The 26,922-nt window shown below is 57.9% G+C and carries 23 protein-coding genes and 1 riboswitch; of the genes, 14 read left to right on the forward strand and 9 right to left on the reverse strand.

Going from position 1 to position 26,922, the window contains the following annotated elements; genetic code table 11:
• Positions 1-163: 163 nt before the first annotated feature.
• The 8 genes from secE (at position 164) to rpoC (ending at position 12,349) form a co-directional block, all read left to right on the forward strand.
• A complete protein-coding gene (secE, locus tag I6G83_RS08350; protein ID WP_015344221.1) occupies positions 164-547 on the forward strand; it encodes a preprotein translocase subunit SecE in 384 nt (127 codons plus the stop codon).
• A 1-nt stretch (position 548) separates the two neighbouring features.
• Positions 549-1,094, forward strand: a complete 546-nt coding sequence (gene nusG, locus I6G83_RS08355) for a transcription termination/antitermination protein NusG (protein WP_015344222.1) — start codon at positions 549-551, stop codon at positions 1,092-1,094.
• Between the two features lie 162 nt (positions 1,095-1,256).
• Complete coding sequence (gene rplK / locus I6G83_RS08360; RefSeq protein ID WP_004089458.1) at positions 1,257-1,685, forward strand: 50S ribosomal protein L11; 429 nt, start codon at positions 1,257-1,259, stop codon at positions 1,683-1,685.
• Between the two features lie 3 nt (positions 1,686-1,688).
• Positions 1,689-2,393, forward strand: coding sequence for a 50S ribosomal protein L1 (rplA, locus tag I6G83_RS08365; protein WP_015344223.1), 705 nt, complete (start codon positions 1,689-1,691; stop codon positions 2,391-2,393).
• 327 nt (positions 2,394-2,720) lie between these two features.
• Positions 2,721-3,218, forward strand: coding sequence for a 50S ribosomal protein L10 (rplJ, locus tag I6G83_RS08370; RefSeq protein ID WP_015344224.1), 498 nt, complete (start codon positions 2,721-2,723; stop codon positions 3,216-3,218).
• A gap of 63 nt (positions 3,219-3,281) precedes the next feature.
• On the forward strand, positions 3,282-3,650 hold the full coding sequence (rplL, locus tag I6G83_RS08375) for a 50S ribosomal protein L7/L12 (protein ID WP_015344225.1): 369 nt from the start codon (positions 3,282-3,284) through the stop codon (positions 3,648-3,650).
• Between the two features lie 330 nt (positions 3,651-3,980).
• A complete protein-coding gene (rpoB, locus tag I6G83_RS08380; protein ID WP_015344226.1) occupies positions 3,981-8,009 on the forward strand; it encodes a DNA-directed RNA polymerase subunit beta in 4,029 nt (1,342 codons plus the stop codon).
• Between the two features lie 116 nt (positions 8,010-8,125).
• Entirely contained in the window at positions 8,126-12,349 is a 4,224-nt protein-coding gene (gene rpoC / locus I6G83_RS08385) for a DNA-directed RNA polymerase subunit beta' (protein WP_054307181.1), read from the forward strand.
• A gap of 303 nt (positions 12,350-12,652) precedes the next feature.
• Here rpoC and thiH read toward each other — a convergent pair whose 3' ends face one another.
• From thiH to I6G83_RS08420, 7 genes are all read right to left on the reverse strand, one after another.
• The gene (thiH, locus tag I6G83_RS08390; RefSeq protein ID WP_015344228.1) at positions 12,653-13,786 is read right to left on the reverse strand and encodes a 2-iminoacetate synthase ThiH; all 1,134 of its coding nucleotides are present in this window, start codon (positions 13,784-13,786) and stop codon (positions 12,653-12,655) included.
• A complete protein-coding gene (locus I6G83_RS08395; RefSeq protein WP_054307180.1) occupies positions 13,786-14,565 on the reverse strand; it encodes a thiazole synthase in 780 nt (259 codons plus the stop codon). The genes thiH and I6G83_RS08395 overlap by 1 nt, the downstream gene beginning before the upstream one ends.
• 1 nt (position 14,566) lies before the next feature.
• Positions 14,567-14,767, reverse strand: coding sequence for a sulfur carrier protein ThiS (gene thiS / locus I6G83_RS08400; protein ID WP_054307179.1), 201 nt, complete (start codon positions 14,765-14,767; stop codon positions 14,567-14,569).
• Complete coding sequence (locus I6G83_RS08405) at positions 14,752-15,513, reverse strand: HesA/MoeB/ThiF family protein (protein WP_054307178.1); 762 nt, start codon at positions 15,511-15,513, stop codon at positions 14,752-14,754. The genes thiS and I6G83_RS08405 overlap by 16 nt, the downstream gene beginning before the upstream one ends.
• A 4-nt stretch (positions 15,514-15,517) precedes the next feature.
• The gene (thiE, locus tag I6G83_RS08410) at positions 15,518-16,156 is read right to left on the reverse strand and encodes a thiamine phosphate synthase (protein WP_015344232.1); all 639 of its coding nucleotides are present in this window, start codon (positions 16,154-16,156) and stop codon (positions 15,518-15,520) included.
• Complete coding sequence (gene thiC, locus I6G83_RS08415; protein ID WP_054307177.1) at positions 16,149-18,083, reverse strand: phosphomethylpyrimidine synthase ThiC; 1,935 nt, start codon at positions 18,081-18,083, stop codon at positions 16,149-16,151. The genes thiE and thiC overlap by 8 nt, the downstream gene beginning before the upstream one ends.
• Before the next feature lie 107 nt (positions 18,084-18,190).
• Positions 18,191-18,314, reverse strand: a riboswitch (TPP riboswitch).
• A gap of 39 nt (positions 18,315-18,353) precedes the next feature.
• Entirely contained in the window at positions 18,354-18,860 is a 507-nt protein-coding gene (locus I6G83_RS08420) for an Rsd/AlgQ family anti-sigma factor (protein WP_054307176.1), read from the reverse strand.
• A 99-nt stretch (positions 18,861-18,959) separates the two neighbouring features.
• Between I6G83_RS08420 and nudC the strand changes: the two genes are divergently transcribed.
• From nudC to I6G83_RS08450, 6 genes are all read left to right on the forward strand, one after another.
• A complete protein-coding gene (nudC, locus tag I6G83_RS08425; RefSeq protein WP_054307182.1) occupies positions 18,960-19,727 on the forward strand; it encodes an NAD(+) diphosphatase in 768 nt (255 codons plus the stop codon).
• A gap of 82 nt (positions 19,728-19,809) precedes the next feature.
• Positions 19,810-20,874 (forward strand): uroporphyrinogen decarboxylase, encoded by a 1,065-nt coding sequence (gene hemE, locus I6G83_RS08430; protein ID WP_015344236.1) that lies wholly within the window; start codon positions 19,810-19,812, stop codon positions 20,872-20,874.
• 47 nt (positions 20,875-20,921) lie between these two features.
• Positions 20,922-21,614 carry a deoxyribonuclease V gene (gene nfi, locus I6G83_RS08435; protein ID WP_102024996.1) on the forward strand — a complete coding sequence of 231 codons (693 nt, stop codon included), beginning with the start codon at positions 20,922-20,924 and terminating at the stop codon, positions 21,612-21,614.
• A 39-nt stretch (positions 21,615-21,653) separates the two neighbouring features.
• Entirely contained in the window at positions 21,654-22,244 is a 591-nt protein-coding gene (locus I6G83_RS08440; RefSeq protein ID WP_054307175.1) for a YjaG family protein, read from the forward strand.
• A 189-nt stretch (positions 22,245-22,433) separates the two neighbouring features.
• Positions 22,434-22,706, forward strand: a complete 273-nt coding sequence (gene hupA / locus I6G83_RS08445) for a nucleoid-associated protein HU-alpha (protein WP_015344239.1) — start codon at positions 22,434-22,436, stop codon at positions 22,704-22,706.
• A gap of 54 nt (positions 22,707-22,760) precedes the next feature.
• Complete coding sequence (locus tag I6G83_RS08450; RefSeq protein WP_041411957.1) at positions 22,761-23,414, forward strand: DUF1481 domain-containing protein; 654 nt, start codon at positions 22,761-22,763, stop codon at positions 23,412-23,414.
• A gap of 46 nt (positions 23,415-23,460) precedes the next feature.
• Here the strand turns inward: I6G83_RS08450 and purD are convergent, their stop codons facing one another.
• Complete coding sequence (gene purD, locus I6G83_RS08455; protein ID WP_054307174.1) at positions 23,461-24,744, reverse strand: phosphoribosylamine--glycine ligase; 1,284 nt, start codon at positions 24,742-24,744, stop codon at positions 23,461-23,463.
• Positions 24,745-24,798: 54 nt separating this feature from the next.
• On the reverse strand, positions 24,799-26,388 hold the full coding sequence (gene purH, locus I6G83_RS08460) for a bifunctional phosphoribosylaminoimidazolecarboxamide formyltransferase/IMP cyclohydrolase (RefSeq protein ID WP_152972223.1): 1,590 nt from the start codon (positions 26,386-26,388) through the stop codon (positions 24,799-24,801).
• Between the last annotated feature and the right edge of the window lie 534 nt (positions 26,389-26,922).

The following is a 26,922-nucleotide window of genomic DNA, read 5'->3' on the forward strand; positions in this document are numbered from 1 at the left end:
TACGTTCATAATCATTGGTGAGATGGGCTCTTAAAAGCGTATTGACAGGGTACGTCATCGCGTAAAACACCGAATGCTGTTTGAAGAGCATCTAATCGGTTTGGTTTGCCTCGCAATGCGAGGCAAAGTTGTTTGTTCTGAATCATAAGTGACAGGTTGGTTTATGAGTGCGAATACCGAGGCTCAAGGGAGCGGGCGCGGCCTGGAAGTGATGAAGTGGCTAATCGTCGCCGTTCTGTTGGTTGTGGCTATTGTCGGTAACTATTATTACCGCGATTTCAGCCTGCCGCTGCGTGCGCTGGCTGTGGTTGTGGTGATTGCTATTGCGGGCGCCATCGCCCTGATGACGGCCAAAGGTAAAGCTACCGTAGCGTTCGCGCGCGAAGCGCGTACCGAAGTACGTAAAGTGATTTGGCCAACGCGCCAGGAAACGCTACACACCACGTTGATCGTTGCCGCGGTAACTGCCGTGATGTCATTGATTCTGTGGGGGCTGGATGGCGTTCTGGTCCGTCTGGTATCGTTTATTACTGGCCTGAGGTTCTAAAATGTCTGAAGCTCCAAAAAAACGTTGGTACGTCGTTCAGGCGTTTTCTGGTTTTGAAGGTCGCGTAGCGCAATCGCTGCGCGAGCATATCAAACTGCACGATATGGAAGAGCTGTTCGGCGACGTCATGGTGCCTACGGAAGAAGTGGTTGAGATCCGTGGCGGCCAGCGTCGCAAGAGCGAGCGTAAATTCTTCCCGGGCTACGTGCTGGTTCAAATGGTGATGAACGATGCGAGCTGGCACCTGGTACGCAGCGTTCCGCGCGTGATGGGCTTTATCGGTGGTACGTCGGATCGTCCGGCGCCAATCAGCGACAAAGAAGTTGATGCCATCATGAACCGTCTGCAGCAGGTTGGCGACAAACCGCGTCCGAAAACGCTGTTCGAGCCGGGTGAACTGGTGCGCGTTAACGACGGTCCGTTCGCTGACTTTAACGGCGTGGTGGAAGAAGTGGATTACGAAAAGAGCCGCCTGAAGGTTTCCGTATCCATCTTCGGCCGTGCAACGCCGGTAGAACTGGACTTCAGCCAGGTGGAGAAAGGCTGATCGTTTAATCATCAGCTATCCCGGCTTTACGTCTTGTATGAGGCGCGAAATTAAACTATAATTTCGCGCCTTTTGTTTTTAGAGGCCTTGCTCATTGGCTTGAGCGAGGTAAAACACGGGGAGCCTCTGACGAGGCGATACTACCCATACGAGGAAATTTCAATGGCCAAGAAAGTACAAGCCTACGTTAAGCTGCAGGTTGCAGCTGGTATGGCTAACCCGAGCCCGCCAGTCGGTCCAGCTCTGGGTCAGCAAGGTGTTAACATCATGGAATTCTGTAAGGCGTTCAATGCTAAGACTGACAGCATTGAAAAAGGCCTGCCGATCCCGGTTGTTATTACCGTTTATTCTGATCGCTCCTTCACCTTCGTTACCAAAACTCCGCCAGCAGCAGTACTGCTGAAGAAAGCGGCTGGTATCAAGTCTGGTTCTGGCAAGCCGAACAAAGACAAAGTCGGTAAAGTGACCAGTGCTCAGGTACGTGAAATCGCAGAAACCAAAGCTGCGGACATGACTGGTTCCGACGTTGAAGCGATGATTCGCTCCATCGAAGGTACTGCTCGTTCCATGGGCCTGGTAGTGGAGGATTAATAGATGGCTAAGCTGACCAAGCGCATGCGCGTGATCCGTGACAAAGTTGATGCTACTAAACAGTATGACATCACCGAAGCTGTTGCTCTGCTGAAAGAGCTGGCCACCGCTAAATTCGTAGAAAGCGTAGACGTTGCCGTTAACCTGGGCATCGACGCGCGTAAATCTGACCAAAACGTTCGCGGCGCTACCGTTCTGCCACACGGCACCGGTCGCAGCGTACGCGTTGCCGTCTTCGCTCAAGGCCCTAACGCTGAAGCTGCTAAAGCAGCTGGCGCAGAGCTGGTAGGCATGGAAGATCTGGCCGATCAGATCAAAAAAGGCGAAATGAACTTTGACGTTGTTATCGCATCTCCAGATGCAATGCGCGTTGTTGGCCAGCTGGGCCAGGTTCTGGGTCCACGCGGCCTGATGCCAAACCCGAAAGTGGGTACCGTTACTCCGAACGTTGCTGAAGCAGTGAAAAACGCTAAAGCAGGTCAGATTCGTTACCGTAACGACAAAAACGGCATCATCCATACCACTATCGGTAAGGTTGATTTCGATGCAGCTCAGCTGAAAGAAAACCTGGAAGCCCTGCTGGTCGCGCTGAAAAAAGCGAAACCATCTCAGGCTAAAGGCGTTTACATCAAGAAAGTTAGCCTCTCCACCACCATGGGTGCTGGCGTTGCTATCGATCAGAGCGGCCTGACTGCTGTAGCGAGCTAATCGTTTAGACGATTAATCGCTTTGACTTGGGGTATATTTTCGCCTAGAATCTTATGCCCCAAGGTTCTGCCGTATGTTCGGCGGAACAGAAGAATTTTCGGTTGGAGCCTGGCCTAATCCAGGCCTCCGTCCAAGACCGCAGGTGTATCGTAAGATACTTAATTTTCCTGCGTAGACGGTGACAGAGCCTAAAGAAATTTTTTATAAAAGAATGTCTTTGCTGGATTCTGCTCACCGTGTTAAGCCGCTTAACCTGCTGTTTCGGCAGCGGTTAAGTGAAGTGAGTTCCGGGGAATGTTCCCCGGCTAATCCAGGAGCAAAAAGCTAATGGCATTAAATCTTCAAGACAAACAAGCGATTGTTGCTGAAGTCAACGAAGTAGCCAAAGGCGCGCTGTCTGCGGTTGTTGCGGATTCCCGCGGCGTTACCGTAGGTAAAATGACTGAACTGCGTAAAGCAGGTCGTGAAGCTGGCGTTTACATGCGTGTTGTTCGCAACACCCTGATGCGTCGCGTTGTTGAAGGCACTCCATTCGAATGCCTGAAAGACACGTTTGTCGGTCCAACCTTGATTGCATTCTCTACTGAACACCCGGGCGCTGCTGCTCGTCTGTTCAAAGAGTTCGCGAAAGCGAATGCAGAGTTCGAGGTTAAAGCTGCGGCCTTTGAAGGTGAGCTGATCCCTGCGGCGCAAATCGACCGCCTGGCAACGCTGCCAACTTACGAAGAAGCAATCGCACGCCTGATGTCGACCATGAAAGAAGCCGCTGCCGGCAAACTGGTTCGTACTCTGGCTGCTGTGCGCGATCAGAAAGAAGCTGCATAAGCCGCTCTTTCTTAGCCTTTGCTAACGTATTTAAACTATTTCTGAATCTTAGGAACAATTGTTATGTCTATCACTAAAGACCAAATCCTGGAAGCAGTAGCTGCTATGTCCGTAATGGACGTTGTTGAGCTGGTTTCCGCTATGGAAGAAAAATTCGGTGTTTCTGCTGCTGCTGCTGTAGCTGTTGCTGCTGGCGGTGCTGCTGAAGCTGCTGAAGAGAAAACTGAATTCGACGTTATCCTGAAAGCTGCAGGCGCTAACAAAGTTGCTGTTATCAAAGCAGTACGTGGCGCTACCGGCCTGGGTCTGAAAGAAGCTAAAGACCTGGTTGAATCTGCTCCAGCCGCTCTGAAAGAAGGCGTGAGCAAAGATGACGCTGAAGCTCTGAAAAAATCTCTGGAAGAAGCTGGCGCTGAAGTTGAAGTTAAATAAGCCAACCCTTCCGGTTGCAGCCTAAGCGATTAGGCTGATGGCTGGTGACTTTTTAGTCACCAGCCTTTTTGCGCTGTAGGGCGCCAGTAGCGTTTCACACTGTTTGGCTGCTGGATTTGCCTCCCAATATTTGTTTCTATCGACGACTTAATATACTGCGGCTGTGCGCTCCAGGAGTTCTGGGGGCAGTGGCAATGAAATGGTTTAAGAGTGATAGCAAGAGGTATTGCGGAAAGTGTTCCCGCTTTCCGGTCGACAAAATAGTGTTGCATGAACTGTCCTAATCGGACGGACAGAGAGGTTCTACTTTTCAGCGAGCTGAGGAACCCTATGGTTTACTCCTATACCGAGAAAAAACGTATTCGTAAGGATTTTGGTAAGCGTCCACAAGTGTTGGATGTACCATATCTCCTTTCTATCCAGCTTGACTCGTTCCAGAAGTTTATCGAGCAAGATCCAGAAGGGCAGTACGGCCTTGAAGCCGCATTCCGTTCTGTGTTCCCAATCCAGAGCTACAGTGGCAATTCGGAGCTGCAATACGTTAGCTACCGTCTTGGTGAGCCGGTGTTCGACGTCAAAGAGTGCCAGATCCGTGGTGTGACGTTCTCCGCACCGCTGCGCGTCAAACTGCGCCTGGTTATCTATGAGCGAGAAGCACCAGAAGGTACGGTCAAAGACATCAAGGAACAAGAAGTCTACATGGGCGAAATTCCGCTCATGACCGAAAACGGTACCTTTGTTATTAACGGTACTGAGAGGGTTATCGTATCCCAGCTGCACCGTAGTCCTGGCGTATTCTTCGACAGCGATAAGGGTAAAACCCACTCGTCGGGTAAAGTGCTGTATAACGCACGCATCATCCCTTACCGTGGTTCCTGGCTGGACTTCGAGTTTGACCCGAAAGACAACCTGTTCGTGCGTATCGACCGCCGTCGTAAACTGCCGGCCTCGATCATTCTGCGCGCGCTGAACTACACCTCAGAGCAGATCCTTGACCTGTTCTTCGAGAAAGTTGTTTTCGAAATCCGCGACAACAAGCTGCAGATGGAGCTGGTTCCAGAGCGTCTGCGTGGTGAGACCGCGTCGTTCGATATTGAAGCCAACGGCAAAATCTACGTTGAGAAAGGCCGTCGCATCACCGCTCGTCATATCCGTCAGCTTGAAAAAGACGATATCCAGAGCATCGAAGTGCCGGTTGAGTACATCGCGGGCAAAGTGGTCGCCAAAGACTACATCGATACCAATACCGGTGAACTGATCTGCGCCGCCAACATGGAGCTGTCGCTGGATCTGCTGGCGAAGCTGAGCCAGTCTGGCCACAAGCGTATCGAAACGCTGTTCACCAACGATCTGGATCACGGCGCCTACATCTCCGAGACGCTGCGTGTCGACCCGACCAATGACCGCCTGAGCGCGCTGGTTGAGATCTACCGCATGATGCGTCCTGGCGAGCCACCGACGCGTGAAGCGGCGGAAAGCCTGTTCGAGAACCTGTTCTTCTCCGAAGACCGCTACGATCTGTCCGCGGTCGGCCGTATGAAGTTCAACCGCTCTCTGCTGCGCGATGACATCGAAGGTTCAGGCATCCTGAGCCAGGAAGACATCATCGACGTGATGAAGAAGCTCATCGACATCCGTAACGGTAAAGGCGAAGTGGACGATATCGACCACCTCGGCAACCGTCGCATCCGCTCCGTGGGCGAAATGGCTGAGAACCAGTTCCGCGTAGGTCTGGTGCGCGTTGAGCGTGCGGTGAAAGAGCGTCTGTCTCTGGGCGATCTGGACACCCTGATGCCTCAGGACATGATCAACGCCAAGCCGATTTCGGCGGCGGTGAAAGAGTTCTTCGGCTCAAGCCAGCTGTCCCAGTTTATGGACCAGAACAACCCGCTGTCCGAGATTACGCACAAGCGTCGTATCTCCGCACTGGGTCCGGGCGGTCTGACCCGTGAGCGCGCCGGCTTCGAAGTGCGTGACGTACACCCAACCCACTACGGTCGTGTATGTCCAATCGAAACCCCGGAAGGTCCGAACATCGGTCTGATCAACTCCCTGTCCGTGTACGCACAGACTAACGAGTATGGCTTCCTGGAAACCCCGTACCGCCGCGTGCGTGACGGCGTGGTTACCGATGAAATCAACTACCTGTCTGCCATTGAAGAAGGCAACTTCGTTATCGCCCAGGCTAACTCCAACCTGGATGATGACGGCCGCTTCGTGGAAGACCTGGTCACCTGCCGCAGCAAAGGCGAATCCAGCCTGTTCAGCCGCGATCAGGTTGACTATATGGACGTATCCACCCAGCAGGTTGTTTCCGTTGGTGCCTCTCTGATTCCATTCCTGGAACACGATGACGCCAACCGTGCATTGATGGGTGCGAACATGCAACGTCAGGCGGTGCCAACCCTGCGTGCTGACAAGCCGCTGGTCGGTACCGGTATGGAACGCGCAGTAGCGGTTGACTCCGGCGTTACCGCCGTTGCCAAACGCGGCGGTGTGATCCAGTACGTGGATGCTTCCCGTATCGTTATCAAAGTTAACGAAGACGAGATGTACCCGGGCGAAGCAGGCATCGACATTTATAACCTGACCAAGTACACCCGTTCCAACCAGAACACCTGCATCAACCAGATGCCGTGTGTGAACCTGGGCGAACCAATCGAGCGCGGCGACGTGCTGGCAGACGGTCCGTCTACCGATCTGGGTGAGCTGGCGCTGGGTCAGAACATGCGTGTGGCGTTCATGCCTTGGAACGGCTACAACTTCGAAGACTCCATCTTGGTGTCCGAACGCGTCGTCCAGGAAGATCGCTTCACCACCATCCACATCCAGGAACTGGCTTGCGTGTCGCGCGACACCAAACTGGGGCCTGAAGAGATCACCGCCGATATCCCGAACGTGGGTGAAGCAGCGCTCTCTAAACTGGATGAGTCAGGTATCGTCTACATCGGTGCGGAAGTGACCGGCGGCGACATTCTGGTAGGTAAGGTGACGCCGAAAGGTGAAACCCAGCTGACGCCGGAAGAGAAACTGCTGCGCGCGATCTTCGGTGAGAAAGCGTCCGATGTGAAAGACTCTTCTCTGCGTGTGCCGAACGGCGTTTCCGGTACCGTTATCGATGTGCAGGTCTTCACCCGCGATGGCGTGGAAAAAGACAAGCGTGCGCTCGAAATCGAAGAGATGCAGCTGAAGCAGGCGAAGAAAGACCTGACTGAAGAACTGCAGATCCTGGAAGCCGGTCTGTTTGCGCGTATCCACGCGGTGCTGGTTGCCGGCGGCATTGAAGCTGACAAGCTGAGCCAACTGCCGCGCGATCGCTGGCTGGAACTGGGCCTGACCGACGAAGAGAAGCAAAACCAGCTGGAACAGCTGGCCGAGCAGTACGACGAACTGAAAGCCGACTTCGAGAAGAAACTGGAAGCCAAGCGTCGTAAGATCACCCAAGGCGACGATCTGGCACCTGGCGTGCTGAAAATCGTCAAGGTGTACCTGGCGGTTAAACGTCAGATCCAGCCGGGTGATAAAATGGCAGGTCGCCACGGTAACAAAGGTGTTATCTCCAAGATCAACCCGATCGAAGATATGCCTTACGATGAAAACGGCACGCCGGTAGACATCGTACTGAACCCGCTGGGCGTACCATCACGTATGAACATCGGTCAGATCCTGGAAACCCACCTGGGTATGGCGGCGAAAGGCATTGGTGAGAAGATCAACCAGATGCTCAAGCAGCAGCAGGAAGTGGCCAAACTGCGTGAATTCATCCAGAAAGCGTACGACCTGGGTGACGACGTTTGCCAGAAAGTTGACCTGAACACCTTCAGCGATGAAGAAGTGCTGCGCCTGGCGGAGAACCTGAAAAAAGGTATGCCGATCGCAACGCCGGTGTTCGATGGTGCGAAAGAGACTGAAATCAAGAAACTGCTGGAAATGGGCGGTATCCCGACCTCCGGTCAGATCACGCTGTTCGATGGCCGTACCGGCGAGCAATTTGAGCGTCAGGTAACCGTAGGCTATATGTACATGCTGAAGCTGAACCACCTGGTCGACGATAAAATGCACGCTCGTTCAACCGGTTCTTACAGTCTGGTTACGCAGCAGCCTCTGGGTGGTAAAGCGCAGTTCGGTGGCCAACGCTTCGGTGAGATGGAAGTGTGGGCGCTGGAAGCATACGGCGCAGCTTATACCCTGCAGGAAATGCTTACCGTTAAGTCGGATGACGTTAACGGCCGTACCAAGATGTACAAAAACATCGTGGATGGCGACCACCGTATGGAACCGGGCATGCCGGAATCCTTCAACGTACTGTTGAAAGAGATCCGCTCGCTGGGTATCAACATCGAACTGGAAGACGAGTAATCGGCTTTCAGCCTCAGGCTCCTCGCCTAGGAGCCTGAGCGTGGTTGTTCAGGTCACACGGGAAGAGGCGATGTTTGCCTCTTCCCAACAGGTTTAACTCCGACAGGAGCCAATCCGTGAAAGACTTATTGAAGTTTCTGAAAGCGCAAACTAAGACCGAAGAGTTTGATGCGATCAAGATTGCTCTGGCATCGCCAGACATGATCCGTTCGTGGTCGTTCGGTGAAGTTAAAAAGCCGGAAACCATTAACTACCGTACGTTCAAACCAGAGCGTGACGGTTTGTTCTGCGCCCGTATCTTCGGGCCGGTAAAAGATTACGAGTGCCTGTGCGGTAAGTACAAGCGCTTGAAGCACCGCGGCGTCATCTGTGAGAAGTGCGGCGTTGAAGTGACCCAGACCAAAGTGCGTCGTGAGCGCATGGGCCACATCGAACTGGCTTCTCCGACTGCGCACATCTGGTTCCTGAAATCGCTGCCGTCCCGCATCGGTTTGCTGCTGGATATGCCGCTGCGTGACATCGAACGCGTACTGTACTTCGAATCCTACGTGGTGGTTGAAGGCGGTATGACCAACCTCGAGCGTCGTCAGATCCTGACTGAAGAGCAGTATCTGGACGCGCTGGAAGAGTTCGGTGACGAATTCGACGCCAAGATGGGTGCGGAAGCGATCCAGGCCCTGTTGAAAAACATGGATCTGGAGCAAGAGTGTGAAACTCTGCGCGAAGAGCTGAACGAAACCAACTCCGAAACCAAGCGTAAGAAGCTGACCAAGCGTATCAAGCTGCTGGAAGCGTTCGTACAGTCCGGCAACAAGCCGGAGTGGATGATCCTGACCGTGCTGCCGGTACTGCCGCCGGATCTGCGTCCGCTGGTTCCGCTGGATGGCGGTCGTTTCGCGACCAGCGATCTGAACGATCTGTATCGTCGCGTTATCAACCGTAACAACCGTTTGAAGCGCCTGCTGGATCTGGCCGCGCCGGACATTATCGTGCGCAACGAAAAGCGTATGCTGCAAGAAGCGGTAGATGCGCTGCTGGATAACGGCCGTCGCGGTCGTGCGATCACCGGTTCCAACAAACGTCCTCTGAAATCTTTGGCCGACATGATCAAAGGTAAGCAGGGTCGTTTCCGTCAGAACCTGCTCGGTAAGCGTGTTGACTACTCCGGCCGTTCCGTTATCACCGTTGGTCCATACCTGCGTCTGCACCAGTGTGGCCTGCCGAAGAAAATGGCGCTGGAACTGTTCAAACCGTTCATCTACGGCAAGCTGGAGCTGCGTGGCCTGGCCACCACCATCAAAGCCGCCAAGAAAATGGTTGAGCGCGAAGAAGCCGTCGTCTGGGATATCCTGGATGAAGTGATCCGCGAACACCCGGTACTGCTGAACCGTGCACCAACCCTGCACCGTTTGGGTATCCAGGCTTTTGAACCGGTACTGATCGAAGGTAAAGCCATCCAGCTGCACCCGCTGGTTTGTGCGGCGTATAACGCCGACTTCGATGGTGACCAGATGGCTGTTCACGTACCGCTGACGCTGGAAGCCCAGCTGGAAGCGCGTGCGCTGATGATGTCGACCAACAACATCCTGTCTCCAGCGAACGGCGAGCCAATCATCGTTCCGTCTCAGGACGTTGTATTGGGTCTGTACTACATGACCCGTGACTGTGTTAACGCCAAAGGCGAAGGCATGGTGCTGAACGGTCCTAAAGAAGCCGAGCGTATTTACCGCGCTGGCCTGGCCTCTCTGCACGCGCGCGTTAAAGTGCGTATCACTGAAGAAGTGAAAGATGCGGAAGGCGAGTGGACGACGCAGACCAGCCTGGTGGACACCACCATCGGCCGCGCCATCCTGTGGATGATCGTGCCGAAGGGCCTGCCGTACGCTATCGTTAACCAGCCGCTGGGCAAGAAAGCGATCTCCAAGATGCTGAACACCTGTTACCGCATCCTGGGCCTGAAGCCGACCGTTATCTTTGCTGACCAGATCATGTACACCGGTTTTGCTTACGCAGCCCGTTCAGGTGCTTCCGTAGGTATCGACGACATGGTTATCCCGGCGAAGAAAGCCGAGATCATCGAAGAAGCGGAAACCGAAGTTGCCGAGATCCAGGAGCAGTTCCAATCGGGTCTGGTTACCGCCGGCGAACGCTACAACAAGGTTATCGATATCTGGGCTGCGGCCAACGAACGCGTTGCTAAAGCGATGATGGAAAACCTGTCGGTAGAAGACGTGGTTAACCGTGACGGCGAAGTGGAACAGCAGGTTTCCTTCAACAGCATCTTTATGATGGCCGACTCCGGTGCGCGTGGTTCCGCCGCTCAGATTCGTCAGCTGGCCGGTATGCGTGGTCTGATGGCGAAGCCGGACGGCTCCATCATCGAAACGCCGATCACCGCGAACTTCCGTGAAGGTCTGAACGTACTCCAGTACTTCATCTCCACGCACGGTGCGCGTAAAGGTCTGGCGGATACCGCACTGAAAACCGCAAACTCCGGTTATCTGACGCGTCGTCTGGTTGACGTTGCGCAGGATCTGGTAGTGACCGAAGACGACTGTGGCACGCACGACGGCATCCTGATGACTCCGGTCATCGAAGGCGGCGACGTGAAAGAGCCGCTGCGTGAGCGCGTACTGGGTCGTGTGACCGCGGAAGAAGTCCTGAAGCCGGGTACGGCGGACATTCTGGTGCCGCGTAACACCCTGCTGAACGAGAAATGGTGTGATCTGTTAGAAGAGAACTCCGTTGACAGCGTGAAGGTTCGCTCCGTCGTTAGCTGTGAAACCGACTTCGGCGTGTGTGCCAACTGCTATGGTCGTGACCTGGCGCGTGGCCACATCATCAACAAGGGTGAAGCCATCGGCGTTATCGCAGCACAGTCCATCGGTGAGCCGGGTACCCAGCTGACGATGCGTACCTTCCACATCGGTGGTGCGGCATCGCGTGCGGCTGCTGAATCCAGCATCCAGGTGAAAAACAGCGGTAGCATCAAGCTGAGCAACGCCAAGTTTGTTGTCAACAGCAGTGATAAGCTGGTTATCACCTCGCGTAACACCGAGCTGAAGCTGATCGACGAATTCGGCCGTACCAAAGAGAGCTACAAGGTGCCTTACGGCGCCGTGATGGCGAAAGGCGACAACGCGGAAGTGACCGGCGGTGAAACCGTTGCGAACTGGGATCCGCACACCATGCCGGTTGTCAGTGAAGTGAGCGGTTTCATTCGCTTCGCCGATATGATCGACGGCCAGACGATTACTCGTCAGACCGACGAACTGACCGGCCTGTCATCACTGGTGGTTCTGGATTCTGCAGAACGTACCGCGGGCGGTAAAGATCTGCGTCCGGCGCTGAAAGTTGTGGACGCCAATGGCGACGACGTTCTGATCCCGGGCACCGATATGCCGGCTCAGTACTTCCTGCCGGGTAAAGCGATTGTTCAGCTGGAAGACGGCGTGCAGATCGGTTCCGGTGACACCCTGGCGCGTATTCCGCAGGAATCCGGCGGTACCAAGGATATTACCGGTGGTCTGCCGCGCGTTGCGGATCTGTTCGAAGCCCGTCGTCCGAAAGAGCCGGCAATCCTGGCTGAGATCAGCGGCATTATCTCGTTCGGTAAAGAGACCAAAGGCAAACGCCGCCTGGTTATCACCCCACTGGACGGCAGCGATGCCTACGAAGAGATGATTCCGAAATGGCGTCAGCTCAACGTGTTTGAAGGCGAACGCGTCGAACGTGGTGATGTGGTTTCCGATGGTCCAGAGTCGCCGCACGACATTCTGCGTCTGCGTGGTGTGCATGCGGTTACCCGTTACATCACCAACGAAGTGCAGGAAGTTTACCGTCTGCAAGGCGTTAAGATTAACGATAAGCACATCGAAGTTATCGTTCGTCAGATGCTGCGTAAAGGCACCATCGTTAGCGCTGGTGGCTCTGAGTTCCTGGAAGGCGAACAGGCTGAAGTGTCCCGCGTCAAGATTGCCAACCGCCAGCTGGAAGCTGACGGCAAGATTGGGGCAACCTTCGCACGCGACCTGCTGGGTATCACCAAGGCTTCCTTGGCGACCGAGTCCTTCATCTCTGCCGCATCGTTCCAGGAAACGACGCGCGTTCTCACCGAAGCGGCGGTTGCCGGCAAGCGTGATGAACTGCGTGGCCTGAAAGAGAACGTCATCGTGGGCCGTCTGATCCCAGCCGGTACCGGTTACGCTTATCACCAGGATCGCATGCGTCGTCGTGCACAGGGCGAAGCACCGGTTGTTCCGCAGGTGAGCGCGGAAGAAGCGACTGCCAACCTGGCTGAATTGCTGAATGCAGGCCTCAACGGCAGCGACGACGAGTAATCGCGTTAATGCCGCGGCCCGGTACGCCGGGCCAGTATTGATAAGCCGCTCCTTCGGGGGCGGTTTTTTTTTGCCTGTCGATCGGCGTGGGATTATTAAGGAGCCGGAGACGCATGGCGCGCTGGCCATACGCTCCGGGGTTGGTAAGGCGGGGTTATCAAGAGGGGAAGATAACCCCGGTTGGCTTCGGGAGTGATAGCCAACGTCGCCACTCTACGCCGATATCTGGCGCCGGCCAGCGCTGTTGGCCGAGACTGCGCGTCGCTTCCGGCACTTTCTTGCGGCGGTTGAAAACGTTGCCGGCTATTGCGGCGCGCGTCCCAGATAGCTGTCCCAGTCTTTCCACACCGGCTGCAGCCCGGCCTTGTCGATCGCCTGAGCGACCTGCTGCGGAGTGCGGCCATCGTGCGGTTCAAACTGTTCCAGCTCGGGCGGTACGTCATCGGCATAGCCGCCCGGCTGCGTTTTGGAGCCGGCGCTGACGCTGTTGATGGCGAGCGGGATCACGTGGTCGCGGAAGTGCGGTGATTCGCGCGTCGACAGCGAAAGCTCTACGTCAGGAGCAAACAGCCGGAAGGCGCAAATCAGCTGCACCAGCTGGGCTTCATCCATCAGCGACGCCGGCTCGATACCGCCGGCGCACGGCCGCAGACGCGGGAACGAAATTGAATAGCGGCTCTGCCAATAGGTCTGTTGCAGGTAGGCCAGATGCTCCGCCAACAGATAGCAGTCGGTGCGCCAGCTGTTGGACAGGCCGATCAGCGCACCCAGCCCGATCTTGTCGATCCCGGCGCGCGCCAGACGATCCGGCGTGGCCAGCCGCCAGTGGAAATCCTGTTTCTGTCCGCGCAGATGATGCTGCTGATAGGCCGCCGGATGATAGGTTTCCTGGTAAACCAGCACCCCGTCCAATCCTAACGTTTTCAGCTCCGCATACTCCTCCTGTGACATCGGCTGCACCTCCATCATCAGCGAACTGAACTGAGGGCGGATCTGCGGCAGGTGGCGGCGAAAATAGTCCATGCCGACCTTGGTCTGGTGCTCGCCGGTGACCAGCAGCAGGTGTTCGAAACCCAGCGCCTTGATGGCGCGGCATTCACGGGCAATTTCGTCGGCATCCAGCGTCTTGCGCTTAATGCGGTTGCTCATGGAAAAGCCGCAGTAAGTACAGTCATTGGCGCACAGGTTGGATAAATAGAGCGGTACGTAGAAACTGACCACGTTGCCAAAGCGCTGGCGGGTCAGCTGCTGGGCGCGCTGCGCCAGCGGCTCAAGATAGGGGGCCGCCGCCGGCGAAATCAGCGCCATAAAATCGTCCCGCGTCAGTTTCTCCGCGTTCAGCGCCCGCTCCACATCGTGCGCCGTTTTACCGTTGATGCGCAGGGTAATATCGTCCCAGTCAAACGTTTGCCAGCGTTGCGAGAAATCTTCCGTCATTAGCCCACCTCCGCCGATTGGCTGAGAAATGCGGTCAGCGGACTGGAGGCGACCGCGCCGCGCTGGCTGTGGCCGAGGCCTGCCTGGCGCGCCAGCTCGCCGGCTTCCAGCGCCAGGCGGAAAGCCTGCGCCATCTGTACCGGATCGCGGGCGACGGCAATTGCGGTATTCACCAGCACCGCGTCGGCGCCCAGCTCCATGGCTTCCAGCGCGTGGCTCGGCGCGCCGATGCCGGCGTCGACCACCACCGGCACTTTGGCCTGCTCGATGATGATCTCCAGAAAATCGCGGGTGCGCAGCCCGCGGTTGGAGCCGATCGGCGCGCCCAGCGGCATCACCGCGGCGCAGCCTGCCTCCTCCAGCCGTTTGCAGAGCACCGGGTCGGCGCCGCAGTAGGGCAGTACTACGAAGCCCTCTTTGACCAGCGTTTCTGCGGCTTTCAAGGTTTCGATCGGGTCGGGCAGCAGGTATTTCACGTCCGGGTGGATTTCCAGTTTCACCCAGTGGGTGCCAAGGGCTTCGCGCGCCAGCCGGGCGGCGAATACGGCCTCCGCAGCGGTTTTGGCGCCGGAGGTATTGGGCAGCAGGCGTACGCCCAGCTGCCGCAGCGGCGCGAGGATCGCATCGTTGCCGCCCTGCAGGTCGACGCGCTTCATGGCCATGGTCACCAGCTGTGAGCCGGACGCCTGCAGCGCTGCAAGCATCAGCGCCGGGGTGGCGAACTTGCCGGTGCCGGTAAATAAGCGTGAGGTAAAGGTGGTATCGGCGATTTGCAACATATCAGCCTCCGGCAATCGCTTGGAAAAGCAGAATGTCATCGCCGTCCTGCACCCGATGATTGGCCCAGTCGGCGCGTGGGATGATGACTTGATTGATGGCGAGCGCGGTGCCCGGCTGGTCGCGCGCCAGCTGCGACAGCAGGTCGCCGACGCTGAGCGGCGCCGCCAGTTCCAGCGTTTGGTCATTCAGGCGGATTTGCATACGTCGCCTCCGCAGGTGGGGCACGCGTGGGACTTGCTCAGCTGCAGGGTATGCCAGCTTTGCTGTTTGCCGTCGAACAGCCGCAGTTTGCCGCTGAGTGCGGAGGGCATGCCCGCCAGCATCTTGATGGCCTCCAGCGCCTGCAGCGTGCCGATAACGCCGACCACCGGACCGAGTACGCCGGCGGTGCGGCAGTTGCGCTGCGGCTCCGCCTGGTCGGGATACAGGCAGGCGTAGCACCCCTGCTGGAACGGCGGGGTGATAACCAGCAGCTGCCCGCTGAAACCGACTGCGCTGCCGCTGATCAGCGGCTTGCCGGCGGCCACGCAGGCGGCATTGACCGCGTGGCGGGTCGCCATATTGTCGCTGCAGTCCAGCACCAGGTCGGCGCGCGCCACCGCCTGTTGCAGCTCCGCGCCCTGCAGGCGCTGCGCCAGCGCAATTGACTCGACCTGCGGATTAAGCGCCTGCAGGTGGCGCTGGGCCAGCAGCGCTTTTCCCTGCGGCACATCGGCGCTGCGGTAGAGGATTTGCCGCTGCAGATTGGTGAGATGCAGCTGGTCGTCGTCCGCCAGCAGCAGCGTGCCGACGCCGGCGGCGGCCAGGTACAGCGCCGCCGGCGAGCCCAGGCCGCCCAGGCCGACGATCAGCACGCTGGCGCCTTTGAGTTTTTCCTGCCCCTCGGGGCCGATATCTTCCAGCAGCAGCTGCCGGCTGTAACGCAAGAACTCGTGATCGCTGAGCATATGCTTACTCCTTGCCTTCAATCAGACGCAGCAGCTCCGCCGTGGCGGCGCGCCAGTCTGGTGCCTGGGTGATGGCGCTCACCACCGCCACGCTGCCGACGCCGCAGGCCAGTACCGCCGGCACGCGGTCGATACTGATGCCGCCGATCGCCACCGTCGGATAGGCTGCCAGCGTCGCCACGTGGCGCTTCAGCTCCGCCAGTCCCTGAGGTGCGGAGGGCATATCCTTGGTCTGAGTGGGAAAGATATGGCCGAGTGCGATATAGGATGGTTGCAGCGCTTTGGCGCGCGCCAGTTCGGCATCGTCATGGGTTGATACCCCGAGACGCAGCCCGGCGCGCTGGATGGCCGCCAGATCGGTGCTATCCAGATCTTCCTGCCCCAGATGGACGCCGTAAGCGCCGTGTTTAACCGCCAGTCGCCAGTAGTCGTTGATAAACAGCCGGGCATGGTAGCGTTTGCCGAGGGCGATGGCGGCGATGATATCGGCTTCGACCTGCTCGTCCGGCAGGTCTTTAATCCGCAGCTGGATGGTGGTGACGCCTGCCTCCAGCAGGCGTTCGATCCACATCACGCTGTCCACCACCGGGTACAGCCCGAGGCGCTGCGGCGTGGCGGGAAACGGGCCTGATATCTCAGCCATTGTTGTCCTCCTGCAGCGCGGTGGCGCTGTGATAGAGCTCGCTGCCGCGTGAGCGGAACTCGGCGGACATTTTTTCCATACCGGACAGCACCTCAATCGGCTTGGCGGCTTCCTGCGCGGCGGCGTAGTCGCGAACTTCCTGTGAAATTTTCATCGAACAGAATTTCGGCCCGCACATGGAGCAGAAGTGGGCGATTTTGCCGGACTCCTGCGGCAGCGTCTCATCGTGATAGGCGCGGGCGGTGGCGGGATCCAGCGCCAGATTGAACTGGTCTTCCCAGCGGAACTCAAAGCGCGCCTTGGACATGGCGTTATCGCGGATCTGCGCGCCTGGATGGCCTTTGGCCAGGTCTGCGGCGTGCGCGGCGATCTTATAGGTGATCAGCCCCTGCTTGACGTCCTCTTTGTTCGGCAGCCCCAGGTGCTCTTTCGGCGTGACGTAGCACAGCATGGCGCAGCCGAACCAGCCGATCATCGCGGCGCCGATGCCGGAGGTGAAGTGGTCATAGCCCGGCGCGATATCGGTGGTCAACGGCCCCAGCGTATAGAACGGCGCTTCGTGGCAGTGCTCCAGCTCTTCGGTCATATTGCGGCGGATCATATGCATCGGCACGTGGCCCGGGCCTTCGATCATCACCTGCACGTCGTATTCCCAGGCGATTTTGGTCAGCTCGCCCAGCGTATGCAGCTCGGAGAACTGCGCTTCATCGTTGGCATCCTGTACCGAGCCGGGACGCAGGCCGTCACCCAGCGACAGCGATACGTCGTAGGCGGCGCAGATTTCGCAGATTTCACGGAAGTGTTCATACAGGAAGTTTTCCTGATGGTGCGACAGGCACCATTTGGCCATGATTGAACCGCCGCGCGAGACGATGCCGGTCAGACGTTTGGCGGTCATCGGCACGTAGCGCAGCAGTACGCCGGCGTGGATGGTGAAGTAGTCGACCCCTTGCTCCGCCTGTTCCAGCAGCGTGTCGCGGAACATCTCCCAGGTGAGGTTTTCCGCCACGCCGTTAACTTTTTCCAGCGCCTGATAGATCGGGACGGTGCCGATCGGCACCGGGCTGTTGCGCAGGATCCATTCGCGGGTTTCGTGGATATAGCGGCCGGTGGAGAGGTCCATCACGGTATCCGCGCCCCAGCGGGTGGACCACACCAGTTTTTCCACCTCTTCCTCGATGGAGGAGGTGACCGCAGAGTTGCCGATATTGGCGTTGACCTTCACCAGGAAGTTGCGGCCGATAATCATCGGTTCGGATTCCGGGTGGTTGATGTTGGCCGGGATAATGGCGCGGCCGGCGGCCACTTCCTGACGGACAAACTCCGGCGTGATGTTTTCCGGCAGGTTGGCGCCCCAGCTCTGGCCGGGATGCTGCTGGCGCAGTACTTCGCTGCGGATGCGCTCACGGCCCATATTTTCGCGGATGGCGATAAATTCCATCTCCGGCGTGACGATGCCGGCGCGCGCATAGTGCAACTGGGTGACGCATTTGCCCGCTTGCGCTTTGCGCGGCTGCGGCAGATGCTCGAAGCGCAGGTGGTCCAGGCCTTCATCCGCCAGGCGCTGCTGGGTAAAGCCGGAGCTGACGTGGGCGAGCGTTTCGGTATCGTCGCGTTCCGCGATCCAGCCGGCGCGTAGCTTGTCCAGGCCGCGGTGCACGTCCAACTGAGATGCCGGGTCGCCGTAAGGGCCGGCGGTGTCGTAGACCGGCACCGCTTCGTTCGGTTCGTATTGCGGTTCGTCTTTGCTGCCGCCGATCAGGGTCGGGCTGAGCTGGATCTCGCGCATCGGCACCCGCAGGTCGGGACGCGACCCTTGCAGATAGATGCGGCGGGAGCTGGGGAAGGCGACGCCCTGAAGGTTATCGATAAACTGCTGCGCTGCTTCACGCTGTACTTTACGGGGACGCTGGTTGTTATTAGACATAGCAAATTCCTACAAGTCGGGTGAGTTGGGAAAATTGCTTGTCTGGAGCTCGGAGGGAGTAACGATGCTGGCCGATCGGCAGACGCGGGTTATGGCTCTGCCGGTGGCGATAGATTACTCTTGTTCCCTTCGCGGGTATTAGCCCGATCAGGTTCCGCGGATCCCGAATTAACGGTCTCAGCCTGGCCGACTTGATAACAAGTCTGGCGCTAGGCACTCCGACAAGAGCCCCCAGTATAGAAGGGCATTATTGTTTGCTGCAAGGGAAAGCTATTGGACCAGGTTGCCTTTTTCCGCTTCCGGTTGGTCGGGCTGCCAGGTTTCGGTGAGCAGCTGGATCAGGCGATCTTCCAGCGCGAAGCGGGCGGCCAGGGTTTCGCCGATGTCTGACAGCGCCTGATGAAACGCCAGACAGAGATCCTGATCGATCTCGGTGTCGGCATAGCGATCGTGGAACGCCATCACCTGTTCGGTATTGATCCACAGCTTGGGATAAATTTGCGTGGCGAGGGTCATTTTCGGACTACGGGCGCCCTCTACCTGCTTGATGACTCGGTCATAGATATGAAAATGCCCTGCGGAGAGATAATCCACCAGATTATGGCAAAAGTTCTCCAGCGCTTTTGCATTAAGCGGCGTATGCTTTTCTTTATTCGGCTTGATGCCGACGAGCGTGCAGTAAGCAACCAGCAACTGCTTACGCGCCTCAAGCCATTGATCAACTAATTCATTACTACCACCAACGCGCTGAGTCAGGCTTTCCAAGTGGTTGAGCATTGTTGACTCCGTAAGTAAGAAAAAGTAACGGTAAGTTATGGAAATGTAACGGTACCGATTTCTAGATTGCCAGTGAAGCTGAGGTTGTGCAACAACGATATGGAACTTGCATTAACGGGTAACGAAAAGGGCTGGTGGATCGTCAGCCATGAAAACAAACTTTGGTTACCAAACGGTGAACTGCCGTTTGGTGCTGCTGAACAATGGGGTCTGCGCGGTGAAGCGGCGCGGCAAATTGGCGAGTGGCAAGGGGCGCCGGTTTGGCTGGTGCGCCGCGCCATGCCGCAGGAGATGGGCTCGGTGCGCCAGCTGCTGGACCTGGACCGCGCGCTGTTTCAACTGGCCGGGCGCGGCGTGCAACTGGCCGAGTTTTATCGCTCGCACCAGTTTTGCGGCTACTGCGGCCATAAGATGCACCTGAGCCGAACTGAGAACGCCTGCCTGTGCGACCATTGCCGTGAACGCTATTACCCGCAAATCGCCCCCTGCGTGATCGTCGCCATCCGTCGCGATGACGAAATTCTGCTGGCGCAGCACGTGCGTCACCGCGGCGGTATCCATACGGTGCTGGCCGGTTTCGTCGAGGTGGGGGAAACGTTGGAGCAGGCGGTGGCGCGCGAGGTGATGGAGGAGAGTAATATTGAAATCAAAAACCTGCGTTATGTCTCCTCCCAGCCCTGGCCGTTCCCGCAGTCGCTGATGATGGCCTTTATGGCGGATTATCACCGCGGTGAACTGCGTCACGATCCGCAGGAGCTGCTGAATGCCGGCTGGTATCGCTACGATAGGCTGCCCCAGTTGCCGCCGCCGGGCACCGTGGCGCGGCGCCTGATTGAAGACACCGTGGTGCTGTGCCGGGACGCATGATGGACTGCCGGCGTTGGCGCTTTGGTACAACGCCCATTCTTTTGGGTATACAATAGCGCCAGCTGAATTAAGGGAGCCAATAATGACTGAGTTAAAGAACGATCGTTACCTGCGTGCGCTGCTGCGCCAGCCGGTGGATGTCACCCCCGTATGGATGATGCGCCAGGCCGGTCGTTATTTGCCGGAGTATAAGGCCACGCGGGCGCAGGCCGGCGATTTTATGTCGCTGTGCAAGAACGCCGAACTGGCCTGCGAGGTCACGCTGCAGCCGCTGCGCCGCTATGCGCTGGATGCCGCTATCCTGTTTTCCGACATTCTGACCATTCCCGATGCCATGGGGCTGGGGCTCTATTTCGAAACCGGCGAAGGGCCGCGTTTCTCATCGCCGATTACCTGCCGCGCCGACGTGGAAAAGCTGCCGCTGTTCGACCCGGAAGTCGAGCTGGGTTACGTGATGAATGCGGTGCGCACCATCCGCCGCGAGCTGAAAGGCCAGGTGCCGCTGATCGGCTTCTCCGGCAGCCCGTGGACGCTGGCGACCTATATGGTTGAGGGCGGCAGCAGCAAGGCGTTCACCAAGCTGAAAAAGATGATGTACGCCGAGCCGCAGACCCTGCACCTGCTGCTGGACAAGCTGGCGGACAGCGTGATTATGTATCTGAACGCGCAAATCCGCGCGGGCGCGCAGTCGGTCATGGTGTTCGACACCTGGGGCGGCGTGCTGACCGGCCGTGATTACCGCGAATTCTCACTGAACTATATGCATAAAATCGTCGACGGCCTGCAGCGTGAACAGGACGGCCGCCGCGTGCCGGTGACGCTGTTCACCAAGGGCGGCGGCCAGTGGCTGGAAGCCATGGCGGCGACCGGCTGCGATGCGCTGGGCCTGGACTGGACCACCGATATCGCCGATGCGCGCCGTCGGGTCGGCGACCGGGTGGCGCTGCAGGGCAATATGGATCCGTCAATGCTGTACGCCGCGCCGCAGCGTATTGAGCAGGAGGTGGAAACCATTCTGTCCGGCTTCGGCCACGGCGAAGGGCATGTGTTTAACCTGGGCCATGGCATTCATCTGGACGTGCCGCCGGAAAACGCCGGCGTCTTTGTCGAGGCGGTGCACGCGCTGTCGGCCAAATATCATCGCTGATCCCGAACGCGCCTCAGCGAAAGCGCATACAAGGAGTTGTTGCCATGATTGATACCCAGACGCTGCGCGCCGAGCAGTTACAGCGCGCCGCCGAGGTGATTCGCCAGGATCGGCTGGCGGTTGACCCGCCGGCCTTTATCGCCGGCTGCGACGTGGGGTTCGAACAGGAAGGCGCAGTAACGCGCGCCGCTATCGCGATTTTGCGCTACCCGTCGCTGGCGCTGGTGGAGTACCAGGTGGCGCGTATCGCCACCACCATGCCGTACATTCCCGGCTTTCTCTCGTTTCGCGAATACCCGGCGCTGCTGGCAGCCTGGGAACAGCTGCGGCAGAAGCCCGATCTGATCTTTGTCGACGGCCACGGTATTTCGCATCCGCGCCGCCTCGGCGTAGCCAGCCACTTTGGCCTGTTGGTTGACGTGCCGACCATCGGCGTGGCGAAAAAGCGCCTGTGCGGCAAGTTTGAGCCTTTGAGCGCCGAGGTCGGCGCCAAAAGCGCGCTGATGGACAAGGGCGAACAGCTGGGCTGGGTATGGCGCAGCAAGGCGCGCTGCAACCCGCTGTTTATCGCCACCGGGCACCGCGTCAGCGCCGACGGCGCACTGGCCTGGGTGCAGCGCTGCATGGCGGGCTACCGTTTACCCGAACCGACGCGCTGGGCGGACGCCATTGCTTCGCGCCGGCCGGCCTTCCAACGCTGGCTGGCTGCGCATCCGGAGGTGTCGCCATGCGCGTTTTAGGTTACACTGCGCCGCAGACTCAGCGAGTGAGATAAAATAATGCTCCGTAACCCAATTCATTTACGCTTGGAAAAGCTTGAAAGCTGGCAACATTTGACCTTTATGGCTAGTCTGTGCGAGCGTATGTATCCGAATTACCAGATGTTCTGCCTGCAAACCGAGTTTGGTGACCCGCAGGTGTATCGTCGAATCCTGGACTTGGTCTGGGAAACGCTGGTAGTGAAAGACGCCAAGGTCAACTTCGACAGCCAGCTCGAGAAGTTGGAGGAAGCGATACCGACGGCGGAAGATTACGATCTTTACGGCGTTTACCCGGCAATTGATGCGTGTATCGCATTAGGGGAACTGATCCATTCGCGCCTCAGCGGGGAGACGCTGGAGCACGCCATCGCCATCAGCGAAACATCAATTCGCACCGTGGCGATGTTGGAAATGACCCAGGCCGGGAAAGAAATGACCGATGAAGAACTGAAAGTTCTGCCGGCGGTTGAGGAAGAATGGGACATCCAGTGGGAAATTTTCCGCCTGCTGGCAGCCTGCGAAGAGCGCGATTTAGACCTGATTAAAGGGCTGCGCGCAGACCTTCGTGAGGCTGGCGTGAGTAATATTGGGATAAATTTAGCGCAATAAGGCAAGAAAACGTGATTTAACGCCTGATTTGTCATGCCTTAAGGCTTCACATCCGCACCCTGTCTGGTCTACATTTGGGGGGCGTAAAAAAAGTGGCTATCGGTGCGTGTATGCAGGAGAGTGCTGTCAATCGGCATATCCGTCGCACTCGATGCTTTGCAAACGATAAACACACTGTAAGGATAACTTATGAACAAGACTCAACTGATTGATGTAATCGCGGACAAGGCTGACCTTTCCAAAGCACAAGCTAAACTGGCTCTGGAATCTACCCTGGCTGCTATTACTGAGTCTCTGAAAGACGGTGATGCGGTACAATTGGTTGGTTTCGGTACTTTCAAAGTAAACCATCGTGCAGAGCGCACTGGTCGCAACCCACAGACTGGCAAAGAAATCAAAATTGCAGCGGCTAACGTACCAGCGTTCGTTTCTGGCAAAGCACTGAAAGACGCAGTTAAATAAGACCGCGTGTTGGTGAAAAGATTAAACAGGGGGGCTTTGAAGCCCCTTTTGTTTATGCGCAGGGCGCTGGCGGCCATTGGCATTGCCAGCGCTCTGAGCGCCTGCAGTTGGCATCATACCCCTCCCGCCTTTACCGCCAGCGGCTATGTGGCCGATCAGGGCGTGATTCGCCTGTGGCGTAAAGATGACGAACAACAGCGTCCGGCGGTGCTGGTGACCGTATACAGCCCCTACCGCGGCGTTGGCACCGTGACAACCCGCTATGACTATCAGCACGGCGCGCTGAGGCAAATCAAGCGTACCGACGCCGATGGCGACCGCGACTCCATTCAACTGCGTTTTACCGATGACGGCACGGTCAGCTTTATGCAGCGCCAGCTGGCGACGCGGCGTGAACCGCTGTCTGCGGACGACATCGCCCGTTATCAATATCAGGCGCGCCGCGTACTCGAGTTAAGCGATACGCTGCGGGCCGGCAAAGTGATCCTGCAGCAGGGGCGCTGGCAACAGGGCAGAGTGAAAACCTGCGCCGGACAGTGGCGCGACCCGGAGCTGGGCGACAGCGCAACGGCGTGGATTGAACGTCGGGCAAGTAACAGCGCAGGCGCGGTCAGCGTGGCCTGGCTGGAGGCGCCGGAAGGGCGTCAGCTGCTGCTGGTGGCGAACGAAGACTTCTGTACCTGGGAACCGCAGGAAGACGCGCTGTAAGAGAAGGGACAGGACGCGGCGAGCGCGCCCTGCCATGGCGCGTGATTTACTTGCCGCGCGCGATCGCGCGATAACCGATATCTTTCCGGCAGAAGCTGTCCTGCCATGCAATATCCGTCGCCAGTTGGTAAGCGCGTTGCTGTGCTTGCGCCACCGTCTCACCCAGCGCCGTCACACACAGTACGCGTCCGCCGCTGGTCACCACGTCGCCGTCTTTCAGCTGCGTGCCGGCATGGAATACCTTACCGTCGGCGCTTTCCTGCTGCGGCAGGCCGTGGATGACATCGCCGGTGCGGTAGTCGCCAGGATAGCCGCCGGCCGCCAGCACCACCCCAAGGGCAGGGCGCTCATCCCACTCGGAAGTCTGTTGGTCCAGCGTGCCTTCGGCGCCGGCCAGGCACAGCGCCACCAGATCGGAGCGCAGGCGCAGCATGATCGGCTGGGTTTCCGGGTCGCCAAAGCGGCAGTTGAACTCGATCACTTTTGGCTGACCTTCGCTGGAGATCATCAGGCCGGCGTACAGGAAACCGACGTAGGTATTGCCTTCCGCCGCCATCCCGCGCACCGTCGGCCAGATCACCTGGTCCATCACCCGCTGGTGGATCTCGTCGGTAACCACCGGCGCCGGCGAGTAAGCGCCCATGCCGCCGGTGTTCGGGCCGGTATCGCCGTCGCCGACGCGTTTGTGATCCTGGCTGGTGGCCATCGGCACCACGTGCTCGCCATCCACCATCACGATAAAGCTGGCTTCTTCGCCGTCCAGGAACTCTTCCACCACAATACGGTGGCCGGCGTCGCCAAAGGCGTTGCCCGCCAGCATATCGCGCACGGCGTCTTCCGCCTGTTGCAGCGTCATGGCGACGATCACCCCTTTACCCGCTGCCAGGCCGTCGGCCTTAATTACAATCGGCGCGCCTTTGCCGCGCACGTAGTCCAGCGCCGCATCTACGTCGGTAAAGTTTTGGTACTCCGCCGTCGGGATCTGATGGCGGGCGAGGAAATCTTTGGTGAATGCCTTGGAGCCTTCCAACTGGGCGGCGGCCTGCGACGGGCCAAAGATTTTCAGGCCGGCGGCCTGGAAGGCGTCCACTACGCCGATGACCAGCGGTGCTTCCGGCCCGACGATGGTCAGACCGATGTCGTGGCTCTGGGCAAAGGCGAGCAACGCCGGGATGTCGGTGGCGGAGATGGCAACGTTTTCCAGGTTGCTTTCCAGCGCGGTGCCGGCATTGCCGGGGGCGACGTAGACTTTATCAGCCAGCGGCGACTGGGCGGCTTTCCAGGCCAGCGCGTGTTCACGCCCGCCGTTACCGATCACTAAAATATTCATCAGGTGCTCCACAAAAAACGACGTGCGCCACGCGGCGCACGCAATAACAGGGGATTAATGGCGGAAATGGCGCATGTCGGTGAAGATCATGGCGATGCCGTGCTCGTTGGCGGCGGCGATGACTTCGTCGTCGCGGATGGAGCCGCCCGGCTGGATCACGCAGGTGATGCCCACTGCCGCTGCGGCATCAATACCGTCGCGGAACGGGAAGAAGGCGTCAGACGCCATCGCGGACCCTTTCACTTCCAACCCTTCATCACCCGCCTTGATACCGGCGATTTTGGCGGAGTAAACGCGGCTCATCTGGCCGGCGCCGATGCCGATGGTCATATTGTCGCGCGCATAGACAATGGCGTTGGACTTCACGAACTTGGCCACTTTCCAGCAGAACAGCGCGTCGCGCAGCTCCTGCTCACTTGGCTGGCGTTCGGTGACGACGCGCAGGTCATCGGTGCTCACCATGCCTAAATCGCGATCCTGCACCAGCAGGCCGCCGTTAACGCGTTTGAAGTCCAGGCCGGCAACGCGCTGCTGCCACTGCCCGCAAGCCAGTACGCGCACGTTCTGTTTGGCGGCCAACAGGCTGCGTGCTTCTTCACTGACGCTTGGCGCGATAATCACTTCCACGAACTGGCGGCTGATAATCGCCTGCGCAGCGGCGGCGTCCAGCTCGCGGTTAAAGGCGATGATGCCGCCGAATGCGGAGGTCGGGTCGGTTTTATAAGCGCGCTCGTAGGCGGCCAGAATGTCGTCGCCAATCGCCACGCCGCATGGGTTGGCATGTTTGACGATCACGCAGGCCGGCTCGGCGAACTCTTTCACACACTCCAGCGCGGCGTCGGTATCCGCGATGTTGTTGTAAGAGAGCGCTTTACCCTGCAGCTGCTGCGCCGTGGCGACGGAGGCTTCCTGCAGGTTCTCTTCTATATAGAAGGCGGCCTGCTGGTGGCTGTTTTCCCCGTAGCGCATATCCTGCTTTTTCACGTAGTTCAGGTTCAGGGTGCGCGGGAAGCGGCCGGCAGGCTGTTCGGTATCGCCGTGGTAAGCCGGCACCAGCGTGCCGAAGTAGTTGGCGATCATGCTGTCATAGGCGGCAGTGTGCTCAAAGGCCTTGATCGCCAGATTGAAGCGGGTTGTGTACAGCAGGGAGCCGTCGTTGTTATCCATCTCGCCAATAATAGCCGCGTAGTCGCTGCTCTTGACGACGATGGCGACGTCTTTATGGTTCTTGGCGGCGGAGCGCACCATGGTTGGCCCGCCGATATCGATGTTCTCTACCGCGTCTTCCAGCGAGCAATCCGGGCGTGCGACGGTCTGGGCGAAAGGATACAGGTTGACGACCACCATATCGATCGGCTGGATCGCATGCTGGCTCATGATGGCGTCATCCTGGCCGCGCCGGCCGAGAATGCCGCCGTGTACTTTGGGATGCAGGGTTTTGACTCGTCCGTCCATCATCTCCGGGAAACCGGTGTAGTCGGACACTTCGGTGACAGGCAGGCCGGCATCGGCCAGCAGACGGGCGGTGCCGCCGGTAGACAGGAGTTCAACGCCGCGCTGTGACAGCGCCTGCGCAAATTCAACGATACCGGCTTTGTCAGAAACGCTGAGCAGGGCCCGGCGGATTGGACGAGGTTGTTGCATGGTTTTATCCCTTGGCTTTTGAGTCGCAATATAAAGAGCGTTACGTGAATCTCTACCTTTTAACTCTCTATATAAAGAGGAACAGGAACAGATTCAGGTAACGCCCCCATAAAGGGGGATCGTTTCATCGCCGGGAATTGTAGCGAAAACGTTTGCGTGGTGCTCGTAAATTTTCCGTTCAAATACGGATTGTGGATAAGTTTGTGCAAAAGTGGGTATAAGGGCGGCTTTTGCTGTGGAATGCAGCAAACGATCGTTTTTGCTGAAAATACCTGTTGCGGCCTGCGCGGAACTCCCTATAATGCGCCTCCATCGACACGGCGCAAGTGATTCACTTCACACAGCGACCGAGACGAAAGAGAAAAAATCCTGAAAAAACGGGTTGACTCTGAAAGAGGAAAGCGTAATATACGCCACCTCGAGTTAGCAAGCGAAAGCGCGTAACTCACTGCTCTTTAACAATTTATCAGACAATCTGTGTGGGCACTCACAAGACGATATCCAGCATCTTCGGATGCAAAAAAATATCAAGTC

The organism is Serratia rubidaea (assembly GCF_016026735.1).
Lineage (GTDB): Bacteria > Pseudomonadota > Gammaproteobacteria > Enterobacterales > Enterobacteriaceae > Serratia_B > Serratia_B rubidaea.

Coding starts and splice junctions, on each gene's coding strand:
- secE (WP_015344221.1), top strand. CDS start 164: ATGAGTGCGAATACCGAGGCTCAAGGGAGCGGGCGCGGCCTGGAAGTG.
- nusG (WP_015344222.1), top strand. CDS start 549: ATGTCTGAAGCTCCAAAAAAACGTTGGTACGTCGTTCAGGCGTTTTCT.
- rplK (WP_004089458.1), top strand. CDS start 1,257: ATGGCCAAGAAAGTACAAGCCTACGTTAAGCTGCAGGTTGCAGCTGGT.
- rplA (WP_015344223.1), top strand. CDS start 1,689: ATGGCTAAGCTGACCAAGCGCATGCGCGTGATCCGTGACAAAGTTGAT.
- rplJ (WP_015344224.1), top strand. CDS start 2,721: ATGGCATTAAATCTTCAAGACAAACAAGCGATTGTTGCTGAAGTCAAC.
- rplL (WP_015344225.1), top strand. CDS start 3,282: ATGTCTATCACTAAAGACCAAATCCTGGAAGCAGTAGCTGCTATGTCC.
- rpoB (WP_015344226.1), top strand. CDS start 3,981: ATGGTTTACTCCTATACCGAGAAAAAACGTATTCGTAAGGATTTTGGT.
- thiH (WP_015344228.1), bottom strand. CDS start 13,786: ATGACGGAAGATTTCTCGCAACGCTGGCAAACGTTTGACTGGGACGAT.
- I6G83_RS08395 (WP_054307180.1), bottom strand. CDS start 14,565: ATGTTGCAAATCGCCGATACCACCTTTACCTCACGCTTATTTACCGGC.
- thiS (WP_054307179.1), bottom strand. CDS start 14,767: ATGCAAATCCGCCTGAATGACCAAACGCTGGAACTGGCGGCGCCGCTC.
- I6G83_RS08405 (WP_054307178.1), bottom strand. CDS start 15,513: ATGCTCAGCGATCACGAGTTCTTGCGTTACAGCCGGCAGCTGCTGCTG.
- thiE (WP_015344232.1), bottom strand. CDS start 16,156: ATGGCTGAGATATCAGGCCCGTTTCCCGCCACGCCGCAGCGCCTCGGG.
- thiC (WP_054307177.1), bottom strand. CDS start 18,083: ATGTCTAATAACAACCAGCGTCCCCGTAAAGTACAGCGTGAAGCAGCG.
- I6G83_RS08420 (WP_054307176.1), bottom strand. CDS start 18,860: ATGCTCAACCACTTGGAAAGCCTGACTCAGCGCGTTGGTGGTAGTAAT.
- nudC (WP_054307182.1), top strand. CDS start 18,960: ATGGAACTTGCATTAACGGGTAACGAAAAGGGCTGGTGGATCGTCAGC.
- hemE (WP_015344236.1), top strand. CDS start 19,810: ATGACTGAGTTAAAGAACGATCGTTACCTGCGTGCGCTGCTGCGCCAG.
- I6G83_RS08440 (WP_054307175.1), top strand. CDS start 21,654: ATGCTCCGTAACCCAATTCATTTACGCTTGGAAAAGCTTGAAAGCTGG.
- hupA (WP_015344239.1), top strand. CDS start 22,434: ATGAACAAGACTCAACTGATTGATGTAATCGCGGACAAGGCTGACCTT.
- I6G83_RS08450 (WP_041411957.1), top strand. CDS start 22,761: ATGCGCAGGGCGCTGGCGGCCATTGGCATTGCCAGCGCTCTGAGCGCC.
- purD (WP_054307174.1), bottom strand. CDS start 24,744: ATGAATATTTTAGTGATCGGTAACGGCGGGCGTGAACACGCGCTGGCC.
- purH (WP_152972223.1), bottom strand. CDS start 26,388: ATGCAACAACCTCGTCCAATCCGCCGGGCCCTGCTCAGCGTTTCTGAC.